Origin of the sequence: Pseudomonas sp. C9-3, assembly GCF_032392015.1 — a bacterium.
Taxonomy (GTDB): domain Bacteria; phylum Pseudomonadota; class Gammaproteobacteria; order Pseudomonadales; family Pseudomonadaceae; genus Pseudomonas; species Pseudomonas nitroreducens.
Map to the genome: position 1 here is coordinate 2,754,251 of NZ_CP135919.1, position 21,376 is coordinate 2,775,626.

General features: G+C 61.0%; 28 protein-coding genes and 1 tRNA gene. 18 read left to right on the top strand and 11 right to left on the bottom strand.

The window, feature by feature from the left end; genetic code table 11:
* The first annotated feature begins 81 nt into the window (after positions 1–81).
* The 3 genes from mmsB (at position 82) to RS899_RS12345 (ending at position 2,633) form a co-directional block, all read left to right on the top strand.
* On the top strand, positions 82–957 hold the full coding sequence (mmsB, locus tag RS899_RS12335) for a 3-hydroxyisobutyrate dehydrogenase (RefSeq protein WP_315810079.1): 876 nt from the start codon (positions 82–84) through the stop codon (positions 955–957).
* Positions 958–1,127: 170 nt separating this feature from the next.
* The gene (locus RS899_RS12340; RefSeq protein ID WP_064979818.1) at positions 1,128–2,045 is read left to right on the top strand and encodes a bestrophin family protein; all 918 of its coding nucleotides are present in this window, start codon (positions 1,128–1,130) and stop codon (positions 2,043–2,045) included.
* 21 nt (positions 2,046–2,066) lie between these two features.
* Complete coding sequence (locus tag RS899_RS12345) at positions 2,067–2,633, top strand: flavin reductase family protein (protein WP_169887184.1); 567 nt, start codon at positions 2,067–2,069, stop codon at positions 2,631–2,633.
* Here RS899_RS12345 and RS899_RS12350 read toward each other — a convergent pair.
* Both RS899_RS12350 and RS899_RS12355 read right to left on the bottom strand, forming a co-directional pair.
* Complete coding sequence (locus RS899_RS12350) at positions 2,620–4,005, bottom strand: CoA transferase (RefSeq protein WP_315810080.1); 1,386 nt, start codon at positions 4,003–4,005, stop codon at positions 2,620–2,622. The genes RS899_RS12345 and RS899_RS12350 overlap by 14 nt on opposite strands.
* 224 nt (positions 4,006–4,229) lie before the next feature.
* Entirely contained in the window at positions 4,230–4,610 is a 381-nt protein-coding gene (locus RS899_RS12355; protein WP_315810081.1) for a hypothetical protein, read from the bottom strand.
* Positions 4,611–4,832: 222 nt separating this feature from the next.
* Here RS899_RS12355 and RS899_RS12360 point away from each other — a divergent pair, with 222 nt between their 5' ends.
* Entirely contained in the window at positions 4,833–5,147 is a 315-nt protein-coding gene (locus RS899_RS12360; RefSeq protein WP_054909464.1) for a hypothetical protein, read from the top strand.
* A gap of 112 nt (positions 5,148–5,259) precedes the next feature.
* Positions 5,260–5,445, top strand: coding sequence for a hypothetical protein (locus RS899_RS12365; RefSeq protein WP_054909405.1), 186 nt, complete (start codon positions 5,260–5,262; stop codon positions 5,443–5,445).
* A gap of 6 nt (positions 5,446–5,451) precedes the next feature.
* Here the strand turns inward: RS899_RS12365 and RS899_RS12370 are convergent, their stop codons facing one another.
* Positions 5,452–5,679: a hypothetical protein gene (locus RS899_RS12370; RefSeq protein WP_315810082.1), complete on the bottom strand. Its 228-nt coding sequence runs from the start codon at positions 5,677–5,679 to the stop codon at positions 5,452–5,454.
* A gap of 590 nt (positions 5,680–6,269) precedes the next feature.
* Between RS899_RS12370 and RS899_RS12375 the strand changes: the two genes are divergently transcribed.
* Positions 6,270–6,983 carry an endonuclease gene (locus RS899_RS12375; protein WP_054909406.1) on the top strand — a complete coding sequence of 238 codons (714 nt, stop codon included), beginning with the start codon at positions 6,270–6,272 and terminating at the stop codon, positions 6,981–6,983.
* A gap of 88 nt (positions 6,984–7,071) precedes the next feature.
* The gene (locus tag RS899_RS12380; RefSeq protein ID WP_024767171.1) at positions 7,072–7,578 is read left to right on the top strand and encodes a DUF1993 domain-containing protein; all 507 of its coding nucleotides are present in this window, start codon (positions 7,072–7,074) and stop codon (positions 7,576–7,578) included.
* 31 nt (positions 7,579–7,609) lie between these two features.
* Here RS899_RS12380 and RS899_RS12385 read toward each other — a convergent pair whose 3' ends face one another.
* Positions 7,610–8,083, bottom strand: coding sequence for an Lrp/AsnC family transcriptional regulator (locus RS899_RS12385; protein ID WP_037009888.1), 474 nt, complete (start codon positions 8,081–8,083; stop codon positions 7,610–7,612).
* A 213-nt stretch (positions 8,084–8,296) separates the two neighbouring features.
* Between RS899_RS12385 and RS899_RS12390 the strand changes: the two genes are divergently transcribed.
* Both RS899_RS12390 and RS899_RS12395 read left to right on the top strand, forming a co-directional pair.
* Positions 8,297–8,551 (top strand): hypothetical protein, encoded by a 255-nt coding sequence (locus RS899_RS12390; protein WP_064979825.1) that lies wholly within the window; start codon positions 8,297–8,299, stop codon positions 8,549–8,551.
* A gap of 98 nt (positions 8,552–8,649) precedes the next feature.
* Positions 8,650–9,648, top strand: a complete 999-nt coding sequence (locus RS899_RS12395) for a bile acid:sodium symporter family protein (RefSeq protein ID WP_054909410.1) — start codon at positions 8,650–8,652, stop codon at positions 9,646–9,648.
* A gap of 63 nt (positions 9,649–9,711) precedes the next feature.
* Here RS899_RS12395 and gorA read toward each other — a convergent pair whose 3' ends face one another.
* Positions 9,712–11,070, bottom strand: a complete 1,359-nt coding sequence (gene gorA / locus RS899_RS12400; RefSeq protein ID WP_315810430.1) for a glutathione-disulfide reductase — start codon at positions 11,068–11,070, stop codon at positions 9,712–9,714.
* 88 nt (positions 11,071–11,158) lie between these two features.
* On the opposite strand from gorA, the gene RS899_RS12405 reads away from it, so the two are divergent.
* On the top strand, positions 11,159–11,590 hold the full coding sequence (locus RS899_RS12405; protein ID WP_054909412.1) for a VOC family protein: 432 nt from the start codon (positions 11,159–11,161) through the stop codon (positions 11,588–11,590).
* Between the two features lie 66 nt (positions 11,591–11,656).
* Here the strand turns inward: RS899_RS12405 and galU are convergent, their stop codons facing one another.
* Complete coding sequence (gene galU / locus RS899_RS12410) at positions 11,657–12,496, bottom strand: UTP--glucose-1-phosphate uridylyltransferase GalU (protein ID WP_024767166.1); 840 nt, start codon at positions 12,494–12,496, stop codon at positions 11,657–11,659.
* 203 nt (positions 12,497–12,699) lie between these two features.
* Entirely contained in the window at positions 12,700–13,071 is a 372-nt protein-coding gene (locus RS899_RS12415; protein ID WP_315810083.1) for a S24 family peptidase, read from the bottom strand.
* Between the two features lie 497 nt (positions 13,072–13,568).
* Here RS899_RS12415 and RS899_RS12420 point away from each other — a divergent pair, with 497 nt between their 5' ends.
* Positions 13,569–13,934: a DUF3509 domain-containing protein gene (locus RS899_RS12420; protein WP_233300247.1), complete on the top strand. Its 366-nt coding sequence runs from the start codon at positions 13,569–13,571 to the stop codon at positions 13,932–13,934.
* 100 nt (positions 13,935–14,034) lie between these two features.
* Here RS899_RS12420 and RS899_RS12425 read toward each other — a convergent pair.
* Positions 14,035–14,177, bottom strand: a tRNA-Leu gene (locus tag RS899_RS12425).
* A gap of 259 nt (positions 14,178–14,436) precedes the next feature.
* Here RS899_RS12425 and RS899_RS12430 point away from each other — a divergent pair.
* The 5 genes from RS899_RS12430 (at position 14,437) to RS899_RS12450 (ending at position 15,478) form a co-directional block, all read left to right on the top strand.
* Positions 14,437–14,703 (top strand): hypothetical protein, encoded by a 267-nt coding sequence (locus RS899_RS12430; RefSeq protein ID WP_315810084.1) that lies wholly within the window; start codon positions 14,437–14,439, stop codon positions 14,701–14,703.
* On the top strand, positions 14,703–14,900 hold the full coding sequence (locus tag RS899_RS12435) for a hypothetical protein (protein WP_315810085.1): 198 nt from the start codon (positions 14,703–14,705) through the stop codon (positions 14,898–14,900). The genes RS899_RS12430 and RS899_RS12435 overlap by 1 nt, the downstream gene beginning before the upstream one ends.
* An 86-nt stretch (positions 14,901–14,986) precedes the next feature.
* Positions 14,987–15,130, top strand: coding sequence for a hypothetical protein (locus RS899_RS12440; RefSeq protein ID WP_315810086.1), 144 nt, complete (start codon positions 14,987–14,989; stop codon positions 15,128–15,130).
* Positions 15,130–15,384, top strand: coding sequence for an SOS response-associated peptidase family protein (locus RS899_RS12445; RefSeq protein WP_315810431.1), 255 nt, complete (start codon positions 15,130–15,132; stop codon positions 15,382–15,384). The genes RS899_RS12440 and RS899_RS12445 overlap by 1 nt, the downstream gene beginning before the upstream one ends.
* Positions 15,335–15,478 (top strand): SOS response-associated peptidase family protein, encoded by a 144-nt coding sequence (locus RS899_RS12450; RefSeq protein ID WP_315810087.1) that lies wholly within the window; start codon positions 15,335–15,337, stop codon positions 15,476–15,478. The genes RS899_RS12445 and RS899_RS12450 overlap by 50 nt, the downstream gene beginning before the upstream one ends.
* 757 nt (positions 15,479–16,235) lie before the next feature.
* Here RS899_RS12450 and RS899_RS12455 read toward each other — a convergent pair.
* The 3 genes from RS899_RS12455 to RS899_RS12465 form a co-directional block, all read right to left on the bottom strand.
* Positions 16,236–17,516, bottom strand: coding sequence for a hypothetical protein (locus tag RS899_RS12455; RefSeq protein WP_315810088.1), 1,281 nt, complete (start codon positions 17,514–17,516; stop codon positions 16,236–16,238).
* Positions 17,517–17,936: 420 nt separating this feature from the next.
* Positions 17,937–18,143: a hypothetical protein gene (locus tag RS899_RS12460; protein ID WP_315810089.1), complete on the bottom strand. Its 207-nt coding sequence runs from the start codon at positions 18,141–18,143 to the stop codon at positions 17,937–17,939.
* Positions 18,144–18,384: 241 nt separating this feature from the next.
* Positions 18,385–19,407, bottom strand: a complete 1,023-nt coding sequence (locus RS899_RS12465) for a class I SAM-dependent methyltransferase (RefSeq protein WP_315810090.1) — start codon at positions 19,405–19,407, stop codon at positions 18,385–18,387.
* A 559-nt stretch (positions 19,408–19,966) separates the two neighbouring features.
* On the opposite strand from RS899_RS12465, the gene RS899_RS12470 reads away from it, so the two are divergent.
* Both RS899_RS12470 and RS899_RS12475 read left to right on the top strand, forming a co-directional pair.
* A complete protein-coding gene (locus RS899_RS12470; RefSeq protein WP_315810091.1) occupies positions 19,967–20,215 on the top strand; it encodes a hypothetical protein in 249 nt (82 codons plus the stop codon).
* A gap of 805 nt (positions 20,216–21,020) precedes the next feature.
* On the top strand, positions 21,021–21,281 hold the full coding sequence (locus RS899_RS12475; RefSeq protein ID WP_315810092.1) for a hypothetical protein: 261 nt from the start codon (positions 21,021–21,023) through the stop codon (positions 21,279–21,281).
* Positions 21,282–21,376: the final 95 nt, after the last annotated feature.

Consider the following 21,376-nt stretch of genomic DNA (forward strand, 5'->3'; position numbering starts at 1 on the left):
ATTCGGCACCACGCGGGCGGGCACCCTTTCCGGCGCTCCGACCACGGAGCGCTTCCAGCACAAGAAGAAGAGGAAATCCCCATGCGCATCGGTTTCATCGGACTCGGCAACATGGGCGGGCCCATGGCCGCCAACCTGCTCAAGGCCGGCTTCGACCTGAGCGTCTTCGATCTTTCCGCCAAGGCCGTGGAGGCCGCCGTAGCCTTCGGCGCACGCGCGCTCAGCTCGCCAGCCGAAGTAGCTCGCGACGACGTCGAGGTGATCATCACCATGCTGCCGGCCGCCGCCCATGTGAAGCAGGTGTTCCTCGGCGACGATGGCCTGCTGGCCAACGTGCAATCCGGCGTGTTGCTGATCGATTCGTCCACCATCGACCCGCTGAACGCCCGCGAGGTCTCCGCCGCCGCCCTCGCCCACGGCAACCCCATGCTCGATGCGCCGGTTTCCGGCGGTACGGCTGGCGCCGCAGCGGGCACCCTGACCTTCATGGTCGGCGGCGAGCAGGCCGATTTCGAAAGCGCGCGCCCGGTGCTGGCCGCCATGGGCAAGAACATCGTGCACTGCGGTGGCGCCGGCAACGGCCAGGTGGCCAAGGTGGCGAACAACCTGCTGCTGGGTATCTCCATGATCGGCGTGGCGGAAGCCATGTCCCTGGGCGTGAAGCTGGGCATGGACGCCGAAGTGCTGGCCGGCATCATCAACACCTCCAGCGGCCGCTGCTGGGCCTCGGAGATCAACAACCCGCTCACCGGAGCCCCGGCGGCGCGCGGTTACAGCGGCGGCTTCGGCACCGACCTGATGCTCAAGGACCTGGGCCTGGCCAGCGAGGCCGCGCGACAGATCCGCCAGCCGGTGCTGCTCGGGGCGCTGGCCCAGCAGCTGTTCCAGACCTTCAGCAACCAGGGCAACGGCCAACTGGACTTCTCGGCGATCGTGAAGCTGTACCAACAGGGCTAGGTCCGCCAGGGCGTTCCGCTTTTCTGTAGGAGCGAGCTTGCTCGCGAACCTCTTCGCTACGAGGCCGGTTCGCGAGCAAGCTCGCCCCTACAAAGGTCCCACTCCGCGACACGTCGCCCAAGCCTTCATCTCGGCTATCATGCGCGCTCCGCCCCACCGGATGCCGCCGCATGATCCTCCGCCCGCAAACCCCGACACTCTGGGTCCTGCTGTTCTCGCTCAAGGGATCGATCATCCCGGCCATCTGGCGCAAGGTGCTCTACACCGTGCTGCTGAGCTCTCTGGTGGTGGCCACCCACGGCACGCTCTACCACTACAAGGTGATCATCACCTCTACGCCGTTCACGCTCTGGGGCCTGACGCTGGCGATCTTCCTCGGCTTTCGCAACAACGTCGCCTACCAGCGCTTCTGGGAGGCGCGCACGCTCTGGGGCGAGCTGCTGATCGTGACGCGCAACCTGGCGCGGCAGACCCGTTCGCTGCTGCCCGACCTCGATGCCGATAGCCGCCGCCAGCTGTGCAAGCCGCTGATCGCCTTCGGCTACACCCTGCGCGACCAGCTGCGCGGCACCGAACAAGGCGACGACGTGAAACGTGTGCTGGGCGACGACGCCGCAGCATTCGCCCATCGCCGCAACCCGGCAAACGCCTTGCTGGCGGACCTTGGCCAGCGCTTCGCCGACCAGGGCCGCGCGGCGGGCGCCAGCGACATCACTCTGGCCGCCATCGACCAGCAGATGACCCGCCTGTCGTACGTGCTGGGCGGCTGCGAGCGGATCAGTAACACGCCGATTCCCTACCCCTACATCCTGATGCTGCACCGCATCGTGCACGTCTACTGCTTCCTGCTGCCCTTCTGCCTGGTGGACAGCATCGGCTGGTTCACCCCGCTGGCCGTCTGCGTGCTGGCCTACACCTTCTTCGGCCTGGATGCCCTGGGCGACCAGATCGCCGACCCGTTCGATACCCAACCCAACGACCTGCCGCTGGACGCCATGAGCCGCAACCTGGAAATCACCGTGCTGGAAATCCTCGGTGAAACCGACCTGCCCGAACCGCTGAAACCGGTGGATGGCCTGCTGCTCTGAGCCAGCCCTGAGGACCCGAGAATGAGTCACCTGAAAGACGTACCGCTGAACAAGGCCTACCTGCTGCTCAACCACGGCCCGAGCACCATCGTCACCTGCGAGCACCAGGGCACGGCCAACGTCATGGCCGCCGCCTGGGTCATGCCGCTGGACTTCGACCCGCCCAAGCTGATGCTGGTGCTCGACCGCAACACCTGGTCACGTCATCTGGTGGAAGGCTCCGGCGCTTTCGTCATCCAGCTGCCAACGCGCCAGCAGGCCGAGCTGACCCTGGCGGTGGGGTCGAGCAACGGCGGCGAGGGCAACAAGTTCGAGCAACTGGACATTGGCGTTTCGCGCGCGAAGCAGGTCGACGCACCGGTGGTCGACGGCTGTGTCGCCTACCTGGAATGCAAGGTGATCAGCGAGCCGCACAACCAGGAGAAATACGACCTGTTCATCGCCGAGGTGGTCGCCGCCTACGCCGATGAGCGCGCCTTCTCCAACGGTCGCTGGCATTTCCCCAGCGACGAACTGCGCACCATTCATTACCAGGCCGGCGGCGCCTTCTTCGCCACTGGCGAGGCGTTCCAGGTCAGCCGGGGCTGACCGGCTGCCAGGCGGCCGGCGCCGAACCCAGCTCAGAGGCCGGCAACTCCCAGAAAAGCGGCGAACCGGCGACCTGCAACGGCGGGCGCAGGCGGCGCGCATGGCCCCAGGGAGTGGCCTCGATGCCCGGCGCCAGATCGGCTGCGGTTTCCGCACCCGGCTCCGCCTGGTTCGGCGGCGCGGCTCCCGCCTCCAGGAGGAACTGCGCTGTCCGCGCCAGCGACAGCCGCCAACGGCTGCCCCGGCCGCTGCGCCTGCGCTCGGCCAGCCCACGCAAGGCGGCGGCGGCAATCAGGTAGCCGGTCGCGTGATCGAGCGCCTGAACGGGCAAAGGTACGGGTTTTTCGTCGCCACGCCACACGCGCCCAGCTTCGGCAATGCCGCTGCTCATCTGCACCAGGCTGTCGAAGCCGCGTCTTTCGCACCATGGGCCGGACCAGCCATAGGCATTCAGGCTGACGTCCACCAGCCCCGGTGCGATGGTGCGGCGCACGTCGGCACCGAAACCCAGGCGTTCCAGGGCATCGGCCCGATAGCCGTGGACCAGAACGTCGGCGCTGGCGAGCAGCGCCTGGAAACGCTCGCGACCTGCCGGCTGGCGCAGGTCCAGCCGCGCGCAATGCTTGCCCAGGGTGACTTCCGGCACCACGCCGGGCTCATCCCAGTCAGGCGGGTCGATGCGCAGTACCTCGGCACCGAAGCCGGCGAGGAATCGGGTGGCAACCGGGCCGGCCAGTACACGGGTCAGATCCAGCACCCGCAGGCCGGCCAGCGGGCGTTCGCGGTCGATCTCGATGTCCAGGGAGGGTCCGGACACCAGTTGGATATCGCGCAACACGAGAGGCTCGCGAGCCACGGCGATGCCTTGCGGGTGCTGTTTCCAGGCATCCCACGAGCGCATCTCGGCCGCGCAGCCGCCCTCCCTGACGATCGCCAGTTCCAGCTCGCCCGCCGCCCAACCGGCCACGGCGCTGGCGACCTGATCGCGCTGATTCTCGACGCCGAGGACTCGAAGTGCGGCGGCGCGGTGGTGCGGCGCATTGGTGTGCAGGCGGATCCAGCCGTCGCGTGTGCGGTAGTTACCGGCAATGGCATCCCAGAGGTCGGGCACTGTCCAGCCCCGGGGCCGCAAGGAGGTGGAGAACCAGAAGGAGGCCAAACGGCGGTCCACGACCATGGAGGTCGCCGTGCCACCTTCCGGCTCCAGCCACTCGCCCAGTGCCAGCCCGGCGCTGGCGATGCTGGCGGCGGCCAGTTCGGTGACGAAGAATGCCGAAGGCAGGGAGCCTTCGCTGCGAGGGGCCAGGTGGCTCAGCCGTTCGGCCTGGCCACCGAGGGCTGTCCAAAGTCGTTCCGCTAGAACCCGCTGCATCTCTATCTCCGCCTTTCCGTGGAGCTTCACCTTAGCCGCAGAGCGTCTGGCGGGCGAGCCGACCTTGGTCGACAGGCAATAAAAAGCCCGCAATCAAGCGGGCTTTTCGATGGGGAGCTAATCCCTTAGCTGGTTTTCATCCTCTGCCCCTGGGTGTGAAAAAAACGTGAAGAGCGGGCCAGCCGAAACATTTTGTCGGAGATCGGATTTCTCGAAGCTGATGCTCAGCTCGAATAGTCCAGCGCGGTCCAGACGCGGCTGAGTCCATCACTGATCCGACAGCTCGAAAGGTCGTCCGCTTCGCCACGCGGGGACAGCCGCACGGTGGAGTCGCCCTCGCCTTCGGTCAACCATTGCAGGCGACCGCAGTTGGGCGTGTCGATCACGTAGCTGGCAGCGATCGCCGAGCGCTCCTTCGGCAGACGGATGGCATCGCGTACCGTGCCGCGCTCCTCGATGCGCTTGCCGTCAGCCACCAGAACGGCCCAGGCCTCCTTGCCCTCGATGATGAGGTAGGCGCCATTGGCGCGCGGGACATCCGCCTGGGGTTGGGCGCAACCCGCAAGCATCGCCACACCGGCACAAAGCATCAGTTTCTGCAGCATCGCCATCGCTCCTGTTCGTCGAGCAATGCCCGCCAGGCCAATGGCGACGGGCACTTCAAGGTTTCTGTCAGACCGCGAGAGGGATACTAGGAGAAAATACTGTTCATGCATACAGTATTTTGCGAAAATTTTTTAAACCTCGACGAAAGGCCATAGTCCATTGGCTACGTCGATCACCTCGAATCACAGGGCATGGGCCTGAAACCCATTGAGGAGCAAGCGATGGTGAGTATCCATCAGCTGAAGTACACGGTGAACCACATGGCCATCGAGGAAGTCAGCGAAGCCGTAGCGGAACTGCTGTTGGAGGGGTTGGTCACAGAGGGCAAGACGCCTTTCAGCCGTACCCACTTCAACGTGTGCTTCGCGGAAATCGAGGCCCTGATGCAGCGCGCCGGCTATCACCGTCCGCTGGATGTGGTGGGCTACCAGGGCCAGGCCTACGCCATGTTCGACCCCAGCCGCTGGGATGCCGTGGAGGTGCTGCGCTGGCTGAAGGAGTACGTCGAGGAATCGAAGGCGCTCAGCACTGCCTGAGTGCGCAGGCATTTTCGCAAGTTGCGGTTGCGGGAGCAGCGACTTGCGAAGGCCTATCAGGCGCACTAATGTCCCATGCACTTTTCCCGCTTGCCGAATCAAGGACGATTCCATGAGCGACTCCTCCTCCGACGACAGCTGGCTCTGGGCCTACCGCAAACTACGTAGCTGGGATGTGGGCCGGGTCAGCTCGGCGTTTCTCGCCACACTCTTCCATTGGCGCGGCGATACCGGGCTGTTCTACAGCCACGGCGGCCTGCGCAAATCCCGCCTGACGCGCGACGACCTGGTCGACTGACCCGGCTCACTGCTGCTGATAATTGCCGTTGCCTCGCGGATAGACCGTGCCATTGGGATATTCGATGCTCTGTCGGATGCCGCCGCTGCCTTGGTCGATGATGACCGTGTTCGAGCGCGTCTCGCCGTAGCCACTGGGCACCCGCACGCCACCATAGCTGTCATTGCGTTGCCAGCTGGACGAGCTGTCTACGCTACCGCTTGCCCCCGGGCTGACATAGATGCGCTGGATCACCGGCGGCGACTGCTGCCATTGCGTCTGGTTCTAATAGCGCGGCGCACTTTGCGATTGCGCCTCCTGCCGGGTGAACGTCTGCGCGAAGGCTGGCATCGCCAATGCGAGGCAGGCAATGGCCGCCAAGGTTCTGCGCTCAATCATGATGATCATCCCGGATGACGGAAAGGTTCAGCTTACCAAGCCTTGCTCATCTCGAGCAGGCCGCACAGACAGATAACTTTAATCTTTGTATATCAATAGCTTGTAAGAATATTTTGATGTCATATCTCTGATATATGCCCCGCAAGATGCACGGCAGGTGCGGCCGCCATCCGCAGCAGGGGAAAACTCATCAAAACATCGTGATAGCGCTTGTTCTTAAAGTAACTTATAGAAATTAATTTTCTTTAAAATCATGGCGTTATGATTCATTTATGAAGCACATTGAAAGGATTGGAAGCTCCATTGCCAAGCGTTCCCAGTCGCCGTAAGCCCTGCGCACCACGCCGGGGCGTTTCTCGTCACGCAGCAGCCTTGCCATTCCATTGCCACGATTGGCAATTCTTTCTCAATCAGTAAGATGCAGCGACTTTCGTAAGGAATGCCTCATGTTCGGACGCTGCCTGGCCCTGCTGCTGATCCTCGCTGTTCCCACCGTTGCCTCTGCTGCCGCCCCGCGCACCTTCGAGGAAGCCAAGAAGGTCGGACGCAAGCTGTACGCCCGCCAATCGGTGGAGTTCTATTGCGGCTGCCGCTACAACGGCACCAAGGTCGACCTGAAGAGCTGCGGCTACACCCCGCGCAAGAATGCCAACCGCGCCTCGCGCATCGAGTGGGAGCACATCGTTCCCGCCTGGGTGATCGGCCACCAGCGTCAATGCTGGCAGAGCGGCGGGCGCAAGAACTGCTCGCGCAATGACCGGGTGTACCAGAAGGCCGAGGCAGACCTGCACAACCTGGTGCCGAGCATCGGCGAGGTGAACGGCGACCGCGCCAACTACAGCTTCGGCTGGCTGCAGCAAAAGCCCTCGCAGTACGGCGCCTGCCCGATGGTGGTGGATTTCAAGGCACGCAAGGCCATGCCCCGCCCGCAGATTCGCGGCATGATCGCCCGCACCTACTTCTATATGAGCGACCGCTACGGCCTGAAGCTCTCCAACCAGGACCGCCAGCTGTTTACCGCCTGGAGCAAGCAGTACCCGGTGGAAGCCTGGGAGCGCCAGCGCAACCAGATGGTCGGCTGCGTGATGGGCTGGGGCAATCCCTACGTCGGCCCGATCGAGAGCGATCGCTGTCCGGCGCCGAAAGTGGCCAGGCGCTGAAGCCTGGCGACAGCCGCAGATACCCGCAGTAGACTCCGACGGCCGTCCACCGTGACGAGCTCACCTTCATCTGTCTGGAGTACGCAGCATGTCCCTCTCGATCTACCAGGCTTCCGTTCCCGTCTTCATCCGCATGCTCGGCAATCTCTCGGCGATTCTCGCCAAGGCGGCCACCCATGCCGAAGCCAAGTCCATCGACCCTTCCGTCCTGATCAACGCCCGTCTCGCCCCGGACATGTTCGCCCTGGGACGCCAGGTGCAGATAGCCTCCGACTCCGCCAAAGGCGCCGGCGCGCGCCTGGCCGGTGTCGAGGTGCCGAGCTTCGCCGATGACGAAACCACCTTCGCAGAGCTGCAAGCGCGCATCGCGAAGACCATCGACTTCCTCAAGTCCCTGAAGCCCGAGCAGTTCGAAGGCGCCGAAAACCGCACCATCGAGCTGAAGCTGCGTACTCGCGAAGTCAGCTTCAAGGGCTCGGACTTCCTGCTCGGGTTCGTCAACCCGAACTTCTATTTCCACATCACCACGGCCTACGACATCCTCCGCCACAATGGCGTGGAAGTCGGCAAGATGGACTATCTCGGCGGCGTCTGACCGCCCTGGGCGCCGGTATCCCGGCGCCTTTTCAGCCGCGCGGCAGGGGCAACGTGGTGGTGGACTTGATCTCCGAGAGCGCCACGATGGAGTTGATCTCCTGCACGCCCGGCACCTGGGACAGTCGCTCGAAGAAGAAGCGCTCGTAAGCCTCCACATCCTCCGTCACGATGCGCAGCATGAAGTCGACCGCGCCCATCAGGACGTGGCACTCCAGCACCTCGGGGAACTCCTGCATGGCCTGCGCAAAATCCGTCAGGTGATTGCGCCCATGGGCGTTGAGTTTCACCTGGGCGAATATCTGGGTGTTCAGGCCGATCTTCTTGCGATCCAGCAGAGTCACCTGCTTGCGGATCACACCCTCATCCTTCAAACGCTGGATTCGGCGCCAGCATGGCGATTGCGACAGGCCGATGCGCTCAGCGATCTCGGCCGTCGAAAGCGTTGCCTCCTCCTGCAGTAACTCGAGGATCCTGCGGTCTTGGGCATCCAGCGATATAGGCATATACAAATCTCAAATATCGGAAAGAAAGACTTATTAATGCACAAATAAGTCACCCATTGCAGAAATCAGGCAAATAATTCCTTCGGCGCGCCCGCAGAATATTCTTCACCTCTCCTGCATCGGCCAGCCGCCATGACGCTCCCCGCACTCCAACTCGTCGAACTCCCCCCGCTCCCACAAGACCGCCCCGTCCCCACCGAAGTGTCCGCCGACGTGCGCTACCTGATTCGCGCCGAGATCGATGCCGACATTCTCTGTCGCCTGCTGAACCAGTTTGCACTGCAGGGCCACGTGCCGGCCGAGGTGGAATCCTCCCGTCGGGAAGACTGGCTGGACATCGCCCTGCGCGTGAACACGCTGCCGCGCTATCGCGCCGAGGTGATCGCCCAGCGCATGCGCGGGATGGTCAGCGTGTGCTCAGTGGACCTGCATGTGCAGGGAGCAGAAACTGTCCTTTCAGCGACATAAGCTGACTTTCTGGCGTTAGCCGGCACATCCTCGCAGGCATAGAGTGCGAACCTGACCCTCGTGGTCTTTCACACACAACAACGATGAGAGATGTGCCCATGGCTCGCCCACGCCTGCTCCCCGACAACTTCACCCTGGCGCTGATCGCCACCGTGACCGTTGCCAGCCTGCTGCCCTGCGAAGGCACCGCCGCCGTGATTTTCGGCTGGATCACCAACCTGGGCATCGCGCTGCTGTTCTTCCTTCACGGTGCCAAGCTGTCGCGCCAGGCGATCATCGCCGGGGCCACTCACTGGCGGCTGCACCTGCTGATATTCTCCTGCACCTTCATCCTCTTTCCCCTGCTCGGCCTGGCGCTCAAGCCCGCACTGTCGCCCCTGGTAACCCCGGACCTTTACCTGGGCATGCTCTATCTCTGCGCCCTGCCCGCCACCGTGCAATCGGCTATCGCCTTCACGTCGCTGGCACGGGGCAATATCCCGGCGGCTATCTGCAGCGCATCGGCCTCCAGCCTGCTGGGCGTCTTCGTCACGCCGCTGCTCGTGCAACTGCTGATCGGCGCCCATGGCGATACCGGAATGTCGACGCTGGACGCCATCGGCAAGATCACCCTGCAACTGCTGGTGCCCTTCATTGCCGGCCAACTGCTGCGCCCGTGGATCGGCGCCTGGGTGGAGCGGAACAAGCCGGTCCTGCGCTACGTGGACCAGGGATCGATCCTGCTGGTGGTCTACACCGCCTTCAGCGCCGCCGTCATTCAGGGCCTGTGGCACCAGGTTCCGCTTCCGGCGCTGGCCGGCCTGGTCGTGGCCTGCTGCGTGCTGCTGGCACTGGCGCTGGTCGCCACCAACCTGCTGGGGCGCTGGCTGGGCTTCTCCCTGGAAGACAGGATCACCATCATCTTCTGCGGCTCGAAGAAGAGCCTGGCCACCGGCGTGCCCATGGCCTCGGTGCTGTTCGCCAGCAGCACCGTCGGTGTGATCCTGCTGCCACTGATGCTGTTCCACCAGATCCAGCTGATGGTCTGCGCCGTGCTCGCCCAGCGCTACTCCCAGCGCCAGGAAGACGGCCACGCACCGCTGGAGCGCGCCAACTGACGGCGCCCCGCCCACAAAAAAGCCGGTGCGGATGCACCGGCTTTTTCATTTCCGCCAGCGCCGTCAGGCACCGAGCGGAGTACGCAGCGTCACGAACTCTTCCGCCGCGGTCGGGTGAATGCCGATGGTTTCATCGAACACCCGCTTGGTTGCCCCGGCCTTGAGCGCAATGGCGATGCCCTGGAGGATTTCTCCGGCTTCCGGGCCGACCATATGGCAACCCAGCACCTTATCGGTGTCGGCATCGACGATCAGCTTCATCAGGGTGCGTTCCTGGCACTCAGTGAGCGTCAGCTTCATCGGACGGAAACGGCTCTCGAACAGCTTCACCCGGTGTCCGGCGCTGCGCGCTTCATCTTCAGTCAGGCCGACCGTGCCGATGTTGGGCAGGCTGAATACAGCGGTGGGAATCAGCTTGCAGTCTACCGGGCGGTATTCCTCCGGGCGGAATAGCTTGCGCGCCAGCGCCATGCCTTCAGCCAGTGCTACGGGGGTCAACTGCACCCGGCCGATCACATCACCGATGGCATGGATCGACGGCTCGCTGGTGCGATAGGCCTCATCGACCTTGATGTAACCACGATCGTCAAGCTCGACCGAGACATTCTCCAGGCCCAGGTTGTCCAGTTGCGGACGGCGGCCGGTTGCGTAGAACACGCAATCCGCCTCCAGCACGCGACCATCCTTGAGCGTCGCAGCCAGGGTGCCGTCGGCCTGCTTGTCGATGCGCGCGATGTCGCTGTTGAACTGCAGGTCCAGCCCCTTCTTCGTCAGCTCGTCGCGCAGGTGCTCGCGCACGCTGCGATCGAAGCCACGCAGGAACAGCTCCTTGCGATACAGCAGCGAAGTCTGCGCCCCCAGACCGTGGAAGATGCCGGCGAACTCCACGGCGATGTAACCGCCGCCGACCACCAGCACACGACGCGGCAGCTCCTTGAGGAAGAAGGCCTCATTGGAAGTGATCGCGTGCTCCTTGCCGGGAATGTCCGGCACTTGCGGCCAGCCACCAGTGGCAATGAGGATGTGCTTGGCGCGGAAACGCTGGCCGTCGACTTCCACGGTGTGCGCATCCTGCAGCCTGGCATGCCCCTCCAGCAGCGTGACGCCGCTGTTCACCAGCAGGTTGCGGTAGATGCCATTGAGGCGATGGATCTCGCGATTCTTGTTGGCGATCAGGGTCGGCCAGTCGAACTTCGCTTCGCCCAGGGTCCAGCCAAAGCCGGCAGCCTGCTCGAAGTCCTCATGGAAATGCGCCCCGTACACCAGCAGCTTCTTCGGCACGCAACCGACGTTGACGCAGGTACCGCCCAGGTAGCGGCTTTCCGCCACAGCCACCTTGGCGCCAAAGCCCGCGGCAAAGCGCGCAGCACGCACACCGCCGGAACCCGCACCGATGACGAACAGGTCGAAATCGAAAGACATCATGGATCTCCGCTTGGATATGTCAGGCAGCATACCTCATGGCGCCTGACCTATCCTGCCATCAGCCGCTGCCAAAGGAGCATTCGCCATGCGCCCATCCCTGACCCACCTGGCCCTGCATGTACCTGATCTTGAGGCCTGCATAGCGTTTTACGAGCGCTTCTGCGGTATGCGCATCATCCACCAGCGCGAAGGCAAGGGCTCACGCATTGTCTGGATGGCGGAGTCCGGCAAGGAGCACAGCTTCATCTTCGTCATCATGCCTGGCGGACAGGCGCGACACCTGGCCTGCGATGACTACAGCCACTTCGGCTTCGCGGTGGACAGCCACGAGGAAGTCGACCGTATCGCCAGGGATGCCCAGTCGGCCGGCTGCCTGATCTGGGCTCCCCGGGAAGAGCCTTACCCGGTGGGTTATTACTGTGGACTGCGCGACCCGGCGGGCAACTACGTCGAGTTCAGTTATGGGCAGCCACTCGGGCCGGGATCGGAGGCCATGCCAATCCCGCGTTCGATGTGATGCCCGGCCGCACAAACGAAAAAGCCACCCGAAGGTGGCTTTTTCAAAGAGCGGAAAGGTCCGGAGTTACCAGGCCTTGCCAGTCTTGTAGAGGTGCTCGTAGCAGAAGTTGGTCGCCTCGATGTAACCCTCGGCGCTACCGCAGTCGAAGCGCTTGCCCTTGAATTTGTAGGCCAGTACACAACCGTCCTGGGCCTGCTTCATCAGAGCATCGGTGATCTGGATTTCCCCCCCCTTGCCCGGCTCGGTCTGCTCGATCAGGTCGAAGATATCCGGAGTCAGGATATAGCGGCCGATGATCGCCAGGTTCGACGGGGCATCCTCGGGCTTGGGCTTCTCGACCATGGTGTTCACGCGGTAGATGTCGTCGCGGATCATCTCGCCGGCGATCACACCATACTTGTTGGTCTCTTCCGGCGGCACTTCCTGGATTGCCACGATGGAGCAGCGGAACTGGTTGTACAGCTTGACCATCTGCTTGAGGACACTGTCGCCTTCCAGGTTCAGGCACAGGTCGTCCGCCAGCACGACAGCGAAGGGCTCGTCGCCGATCAGCGGGCGGCCGGTCAGGATCGCGTGACCCAGGCCCTTCATTTCAACCTGGCGGGTGTAGGAGAAGGTGCACTCGTCGATCAGGCGACGAATACCGACCAGGTACTTTTCCTTGTCGGTGTTGCGAATCTGGTGCTCCAGCTCATAGCTGATGTCGAAGTGGTCTTCGAGCGAGCGCTTGCCGCGGCCAGTGACGATACCGATTTCGCCGAGACCGGCTTCCAGCGCCTCTTCAACGGCATACTGGATCAGCGGCTTGTTCACCACCGGCAGCATTTCCTTGGGCATGGCCTTGGTGGCCGGGAGGAAGCGGGTACCGTAGCCGGCGGCCGGGAACAGACATTTCTTGATCATGGGAGTCCTTCGAGAGGGACAGGGGTGCGAGTTGCGCGCAGTCTAATCAGGCTGCGTCCGCCTTACAATGCCCCGGATTGCAAGCTGCACGACACTTCCGCGCACTTGCAACCGATGACACGCGCATCTGACCACCGGATTGCCGATTTAGTTCTCGAACTTACTGGCAAATGGTCAGCATCCCGGTCCCGCCCGCGCCCTTTCTACGCTCTGGTTATTTGCGCCACTTCGCTCCCGCAAAGCCGCTGCCGCACCACGCCCCAGATCGACAGCTCATCCCCCTCCTCGACCTTCAAGGTGGGAAAGCCATCGCTCGCTGCCTGGAGAGCGAAACAGCCATCGATGATGGCGAGCCGGCGAATCAGCGCCTCACCGTTCAGTGCCGCCACCACGATCTCACCCGGCGCCGCCAATTCGGCACGGTCGACCAGCAACAGGTCGCTGTCGTGAATGCCCGCCTGCGTCATCTCTTCGCCACACGCACGGACTATGTAGGTATGCAGAAGCACTGCGGTGGCCGCAGCGCTTGCGCCCGAGCGCATCACATCTTGGACATCCAGAATGGCTTGTTGCATGACCCTTCTCCGAATACTGTATATGCATACAGATATCAGATGCCTGCCAGCCCGGCAAGCCATTGAATGGAACCTACGCAGAGATTGCCGCTCAACCGAAAGGACAGTACGCCCTTGGCGGTGGACTACCCTTAGGGAGGGGTGAGGATATCAAGATGAATCCAGGCACGTTCGTCACACTCATGATTCTCGGCTGGGTCCTGCTGGCACTGGTTACGCTGTGGGCCATCCTGCGCGTACCCATGCGCCGCGCCCGCATGCAGAAGTTCAAGCACAAGGCAAAAACCGCTTCACCAAGGCGTCACCTCCTCCCGCACTAGAATCGCCATCGTGCAAAATGCCATTGCATTTGCGCCACACCTTGCAGGCTGCATGGAAAGCGAGGCGTGGAATATTTTTAAGTATTTGATTTTAAAGGATTTTTAATTTACCCGAGATTGGTACGCACCCTGCAATGAAAGGGATGAATCCGCCCACACATTGCCGAGGACGACGCCATGCCAATCGACCGCCTGCCTGCCGCCCAATATCTCTGCCAGGTCTTTTCCGATTTCGAAGTGAGTTTCACCGCTCGACCGGACGGCAACCTGATCATGACGCTGAGCAAGGAAGCGGGTGAACACATCGCCTGTCGGGTGGTGCGACTGGAAGAACAACGCAACGAAGAGCTGCTGACCAGCCTGGTAGGTCGCATCCGCCGCGATCTGGCAACCGAATACGGCCCCCTGCAGGAGCACGACGCCGATCACTTCAAGGAAGAAGTACCGCTGCAGAATTTTTATGAGGCCAGCGGCCCCCTGCGCCAGCGCCGCATCGTCAAGGCCGGCGCAAAGCTGCGCTCGATGGCACACATCGGCGCCTGAATCGCTGAAAATGAAGAACCCGGCCTAGGCCGGGTTTTTCATGTGTGGCGCTCACCTCGATTCAGACATGCAAACTGCAATGATTCGGGGATATGGGAAATGGTTCCCGGAGCCGGACTCGAACCGGCACGCCCAAAGAGCGAGAGATTTTAATTCACTCGCCCTTCCTTTATGTATGAGGAACTTAAGTAGCTTTCGGGTCCGCGACCGAATTCTCAAGGCACCCTTCTGGGCCACGCGTGGCAAGGAATCAAAATTCATTGCGGACCAGAATTCTCCCGCCTTGCCCGTCCTGGGCGCGCCATCCCCTTCCCTCAGTATCACCAGAACCATCCGACCTACCGATCACCAGCAGACAAGATAGTTTCGCAGGGGTCTGCCCCCCTCTGGATTAAGAGTTCTTGTCTAGCGCGAACCGGCCGACCCTGCCCCCTCGTCGCCCCACCTTTAATCTGCACATTCATACAGCATCCTTCCCCTCCCCTGACTCGGTAGGCGGAACATGTATTACACCGAACACGAAGATGAACGGCGCCTGCTGAAGTCGCGATGGGAGACTGGGGTGCGCGACCGCATCGCCTTCCTCTACCGGACTGACGACCACTACCACTATCTGCTGGCTCAGGCGGAGGCCTACCAGCTCGGGCTGATCTGCCTGTCAGAGCGCCAGGAGATGGTCACCCATGCGCTCGCGCCTACTCCTGGAGTGTCGAGCACAACATCACCCGGGAAACTCACTGGTGCCCAGGCTGCTACTAGCATGTCTTGATGAATGGCGAGGTAGTCGGCTCGATCAGAACCGAAGGACACTACCAGGACCTGCAACTGAAACTTCTCGGCAACATCGACGGGCAACCGCCGAAGCTGTACCTGCGCGTTGGCCGATTCGACCGAAAGTACGCGGGCGACGTCGAGGGCCTGCAGATCATGTCAACGGCCAGGAACTATTCGAGCTGCGGGAAGTGATTGCGGCCGGTGCCGGCGACAAGTGCTGGCCATATTCTGGAGGCTGAGGGATGTGCGGACGGAACGTGACGCCAGAGGAAGCGGCTATGGAACGCTACTGGCATATCGGGCGGGGGAACTCCGGACGCTGGATTGATCGCGCTTACAACGTCGCGCCGACTAGCCAGGTGCCGATGGAGCTCCTGAACGAGGCGGGAGAGCAGGAGGTCGTGCCGCCGGCTGGGGGCTGATCCCGTTCTGGTGGAAAAAGGAGAAGCCGCCAAACGCACGGAGCGAGGAAGCGCCGACAAAGCCTATGTGGCGGGACGCAATTCGGCACCGGCGCTGCCTGATGCCGGCGGCCGGTTGGCATGAGTGGAACGAGAAGGAGACGGTGAGGAACAAGGCAGGAAAAAGACAGGCACCAGCCCTACTACCACCACGCCACAGACGACGTGCTGGCGATCGCCGGGATATGGCCAACCTGGTCACCGCCGGAGAGTGAGCCGATCACCTCCTGCGCGCTGCTTACCAAGGAGGCCAAGGGTCTCGTATCAGCCATCCACGACCGGATGCCGGTCATTCTCGCGCAGGAGTAGTGGAAGACCTGGCTGTCGCCTGGCACCCCGCTGGAGTTGGCGTACGACACCATCGCTCTGGCGCTGCAGGACCGCAAGGCCTACCGCGTACCGACGGATGTGGGAAACTCCAGATTTCAGGGCGCGAAGCTCATTGAGCCCATTATTTAGACAGACGCCACAAGCCCAATTCGGCCCAAGCTTCCCGCGCCCCCGGGTGAAGCAAGTCGGTATTGCACAGTGACGTTGGTTGCATCCGTCGATACTATTCTTAAGAACGCTACGTCAAAGGTAGTTGTATCTGGACTGCTAGTCAGTAACGTGGGCACGCATTGATAACGCTGCGGCGCGTACAAGAGACCGTGCGGAACTGTCACGCTCTGTACGCTGGTTGTATCCAGGGGAATCTGGTTCGACTGGACGGTCGTAGAGGTTCCACCTGCTCCTACCCCACTACCTCGAATTGAAAAACGATCTGTTGCCCCTGGGCTTGCACCAGTGACCTGAACTTGCCCAACGTTGCAATAAAGCTCTAAATCTATAGAGTTATTAGCGGAACCAGCGTCCATGGAAAAATTAACTGCACAATTTTCAACAGCACCACTAATCTTGCACTTTGATGCAGCCACACGAACACCAAAACATCCCGCCACCGTAAATCCACGCACCTTTAACCCTCGGATCTGAGCTCCGCTCCCTTTAATTAGTACACCGCTATTATTACCACTGCTGGCTTGTAAATTAAGCATCCCACAATCAAACCGCTGCCCATAGATAACTACCCCGTCCGCCCCGAGCTGCCCGACCAGACAAGTCCGTTGATCGACTGAATGCTAATATCATTACCCTCTACAACAATCCCTTCGCGCTCCCCGCCCAGATTGAAAGCTTGATACGATCCAATCTGAAGGTTATTTGCAGTGAAAACTGGATTATCCCCATCAGTAATCAGTGCGCCAATCCTGGCAATCGCACCAATCTTGCACCCAGAATCGGCTGCTGGACTCACTGCTCTTCCATTTGCGTAGGTATGGAGATGAGCAATGTAATCAAACCCACCACTGTAGACGCCAGACTTCTCTTCCGTCACAAAGCCCCACTCACCGTTTCGACCACAAATAATACTATGAGCGACGCTATTATGCGGACCTCGACTGCGCCAGCCCGCCCCCAAATTATCCATCGAAATTACGTTATCAAAGCGCCCTTCTTCCTGCCCAGTCCAACTGACTGCACTTGCCGCAGCAGCATATTCAGTATAGATACCGTCTCCGGCGCAATTAGCCACCCGAACGACACCAAGAATCAACTGAGCCGGCCCGTAGAATGCGACTCCGCGACCGCTACTGTTTTGAGATTTATTCCCGTCAACTCGTATATCTCTTAATCCGAACCACGATGGGACACGAGGGTCGTTGACGGTCAATGCACTTCCTGTCAAGACAGTGAAGTTTTCAGATACAATGAAATCCTTGTTACTTCCTGGCAACTGCTTTAGTTCGACGCGGGCCGTACCTTCACCATCGATTATAACGAAGCGCGGAATAACGATTCGATCAGAAAAATAAATACCAGGTCGACCAAAGCGCAAGACGCCCCCACCCGCGGATTTCAAAACAGCCAAAGCAGCGTAGATTGCCGGCGTCCAGTCCCAAGTCGCTGGATCTAAGGAGGGACGAGAAACTACTAAATTTTCGGACTCCCATACGTCCACACTCAGCGAGTCGAGCGCAGTAACGAACGAATCAATAGATCCAGCCAAAGATTGCCGAACCCACTTCCCTATACCCTCCAGCGGGTCGACTATAGCTTGATCCCAAATCAACTCTCCCTTCGCACTCCTTAAAACCTGCCTATATGCCCCACTGCCATATATAGAAGCTTCACCTCGTTCATTTAGCTGTATCGGATTTTGGTTTAAAATTGCGAGGTTCGCATCTTGAAATGTGTCCTTTAACTTATCGGTTCCAAGGTGGTAATGAAATACAAACCCGCCGATCAAAGGGTTACCATAATTATCATTAAAATGCTGTTTACCACTTGGTAAAAGTTGAGTCATACGGCTACCTGTACGCGCCAAAGATTCGCCTTAGACACTGGCACAGTCCTGCGCCGCTGTAGCACTTTCAACTTGTTTCCGGCGTGCGCCTACATAAGGCACCGCCATTTCCTACACCTGCCAGAGTCCTTCGGCAAATAGCCCATCGGCCCAACTGCAGGCATTGAGCCACCCAGCCCCTTGGCTGTTGGAGTTCAGTCGAAGACGTTCGACCTTCGGTGGGAATTCGAAATGCTTCACTGTCATTGACACGCTGAGACTACCGCCAGCAGCTACATCTCGTAACCCTTCCGCTGCTCCAGCTCAGCCAGCAGCGCGCGCACCTTGGTTTGCCGGCTATCGCCTTTCTGCAGCGACGCCGTCGTCCAAGTTGGCACCTCCACCGCGGGCCCCAGGTTGCCAGATTCTCAGGTGCAGGTCTCAGGCCGCCGACTCCTTGCCCAACTCGGGCAGGCGGGCCGGGTCGGTGTACAGCAGCAGGCGCGCCAGGCCGGCGGCGAAGATGTCGTCGTGCTCGATGACGTTCCACACATCCGGCGCGGCCGGCGCTACGCCACGCACGGCGCACAAGCCGGTGGCCTGGTTGCGGATGGCTTGCACGCGGTAGCGCAGCAGGTCGGTGACCATGCCCCCGCCCTGCTCGGCCGGCCAAAACGACCTCGCCGGGCCGTTGCCCATCTGGCGGCGGTACTCGAAACACGACTCCTGCAGCCCGATGGCCAGAACATGGCGACCGCCTGCGGGCTTTCCATTTTCGCGGGCAGCAGCAGCGCCGGCTCGATGATCGAGCGGCGCACTGTACTGAGGTCCATGGTTTTCTCCAGGCACAAAAAAGCCCACACCCGGCGGGCTGTTCATGGAGTTGGGTTCAGGGCTTTCTGGCTGTGATAACGACTTCTTCCGACCACCTCGGCGTCAACGCCGCCAGGAGGTCGCAGATAGTCCGGGAGACTCGCCTGGCGAGACTTGAAGGGATAGGAATCTGGTGCGCTTCGGAGATCGCGGCGCTGTCCCTCCAATGTGCCTTTGCGTGGATACCGCGGCGATGAACCTTGATGTCGCGGAAACCGGCTTCCGCCAGAATTTTGCGCATCTGGCCCTGGCTGGTTAGGCAGATATGGTATGGAGGGTGAAGCGCGCACCAAGCGCTTCCGAACACACGCAAACCAATGGCCTCAGGATTGGGGTAGGCCATCCATAGCAATCCATCCTCTCTCAGCGCGCTATAGCAGCTTGAAAGCAGTTCTCTCTGGTCGAAGACATGCTCCACGACCTGGTTCATCGTGACGATGTCATAGGCTTCATTCTCACGGGAAAGCAGGTCGAATCCTCCAAGGCGTACATCTAACCCCTTGTTGACGGCTACAGATACAGCCTTTTCGTCTGGATCAATCCCGCTGGCCTTCAGGCCCATCAAGCCAGCTAGAGAAAGGAACTCACCATTTCCACAGCCAACATCCATGAGCTTCAGGCTGCCCCTGTCACCATGCTTCAGGTGAACGTGGCGCCCGAATCGATCTAACTTCAGGCGCAATGGCCCAATCATCGAGAAAATAAACTTACCGCCAACCAGCCTTCTTGCCGAGGTTTCCACCCCAAACCGCCGATAGAGGTAATCGCGAATCAGCCCCCATATGAAGCCATCCTCCGAGAGCCCGAGACTGCCAAATGCATCATTGTGGGTGGGATACTCTTCATAGGCGAGATAGATAGAGGAAGCGTCAGGACGAACCGCTAGAAAGACCGATGAACAATCGCCACATCTCGAATAGCCCCATATATCCGGAATCCTCAAGAAGTCATCCCTTCTGGAGTAGTCAGCTGTAGCAGAGTCACTCCCGCAAGCAGGGCAGAAATTCACTCGCTCAGCGCTGCCCTTCGACCATTCCATATCAGACTCCGTGCATTGAAGGCGTCGACTTTAAGGTGATCACGGCCAGCTTGGGAAGGCCGGAGAATCATGCTAAGCCAGCGCCGTACGCATGAGCCAGTACGCCCGCGTTACTCAACGCAGAGTTGACGATCGACATTTCGTCGATGACACCCTGAAAGCAAGCCTTGTTCCCAATGGGGCTGGCTCCGTCATTGATGTTCGTGCACGCACTATAGAGAAGGGACGCTTTCTGTCATCACGGACTATCCGCAGCGGCGCGCAGACTGGTTGCATCATGCTTCCAGAACGAAGAACCCCGCACGCAGAGCCGTACTTGTCCAGCTTGGTCCCTACCCTGGGCACAGCGTACTTCCCCTTGGGCAAGATGCCGCACTCGCGCAATTGCCGCTCTGCCCGTTTGGTCTGGCGGTCGCCGCCGTAGATATCAGGAGTAAGCCAGCGCGTGGCAGACTCAGCCTTCACCGACTCGTCCTTCATCCACACCCTGGCCACCAGCTTCTCCTTGGTGGCAGGGAACACGCGAAGCTGAGCACGCGCTGAGCGGGATGGAAAGAAGATGACCACGCAAGCAATGAACGCCCTGGCCTGGACGCAGCCCTTCCAGCACGTCAGCCGCTTTGGCACTCCAGGTACCCGGCGCTGGGCGACGGTCAGCAGCTACGCCAAGACGCTGCACGTACTCAGCCGCTGGCAGCCGGGCAGCGGCCTTACCCCTGACACCGATAACTTCGAAAGCCTCGATGCAGCCCAGCGCGCTGGCGAGGAATGGACCAATGGTGCCCGCGCCCTCCACACGGGCGATTAGTAGGAGGATGCCGCCATGTAACCAACAGCCCTGGTAGTTCGGCAACAAGCCGGGCGTGCCGCGAAACACTCACATACGGAGGCGGATGTGAGACCGGAAAGCCCAGCCCTAACTGGGCTTTCCACTCACCAGGGAGGAATTGCAGGCTTCGTCAGCGCCTTGCGAGACGACACAGGGAATACCTCCCCTCCAGAGAAGCTGCCACTTTCAGCGCAGACATTCACTCGGCAGTGGTCTCCCACATCAATGACTCTGATCACTTCGTCTCCACTACCAACTACATGCTCAAGCCTGACCACACACGAGCTCTCAGGGTATCGATGCACGTAGGCGTCTGCTCCGTCCGCAACGGCCTCCCCATAGGAACGGCACGTATGGCCATTCACGTAAACGCTCTCGAAGTAGTAGCGCACTCTTCCAGGTTGAAGGCTCTCGATTACCAGAGTGTTTTGGGCCTGAACTCGCTCGGTTGAACCGTAGCCGCCCACAGGCACTTCCTGGGGCACGGAATACTCTCCCTGAAAATCAAAGGCAGATGCCGCTTGCTGATAGCAGCTAAGCCCGAATGCCACTGTCGCCAAGACGGACAAGCTCACTTTTCTCATGGTGCTCCCTCACCAGATAGATCACCGCATTCAAGCAGATCCGCGGACATCTCGCGTACTTAAGGTCGCGCGGTGTCGCCAGCTACTTCACGTCCCGCATTGATCCCTTTCGAGAGCACTCCTCCGCGGCGCCCACCGGCGCTTAGCCGCGCGCAAGAGTGCTGCCCAAAGGAAGCCACCACCCAGACGAGGTGATCGCCATGCAACAGCTGAACATTCGCCCGCAGCTGGCCGAGCTGCTCCTGCTGACCGCCGCCGCGCGCGCCGCCTTCGAAGAGCGCCGCACTCTGGTGGTGGAGAAGCCGGCCTATCAGATCCGCCCGACTGGTCGCGGCTTCTTCCACATCATCGACGCCGCCACCGCGAAGACCGCCGGCTTCCGCTGCTCCTACGGTGAGGCCCTGGCCTACGCCGAGCGCCTGACCATCCGCAAGCGGGATGATATAGGCGGGGAAGGCTGATGGAACACGCAACCACCCTTAACCTGCCAACGGTTGCAACTCGGAACAATGCGCGGGCCTACCTGGCTGATGCCGTGGCGGCCGTCCTGGATGCC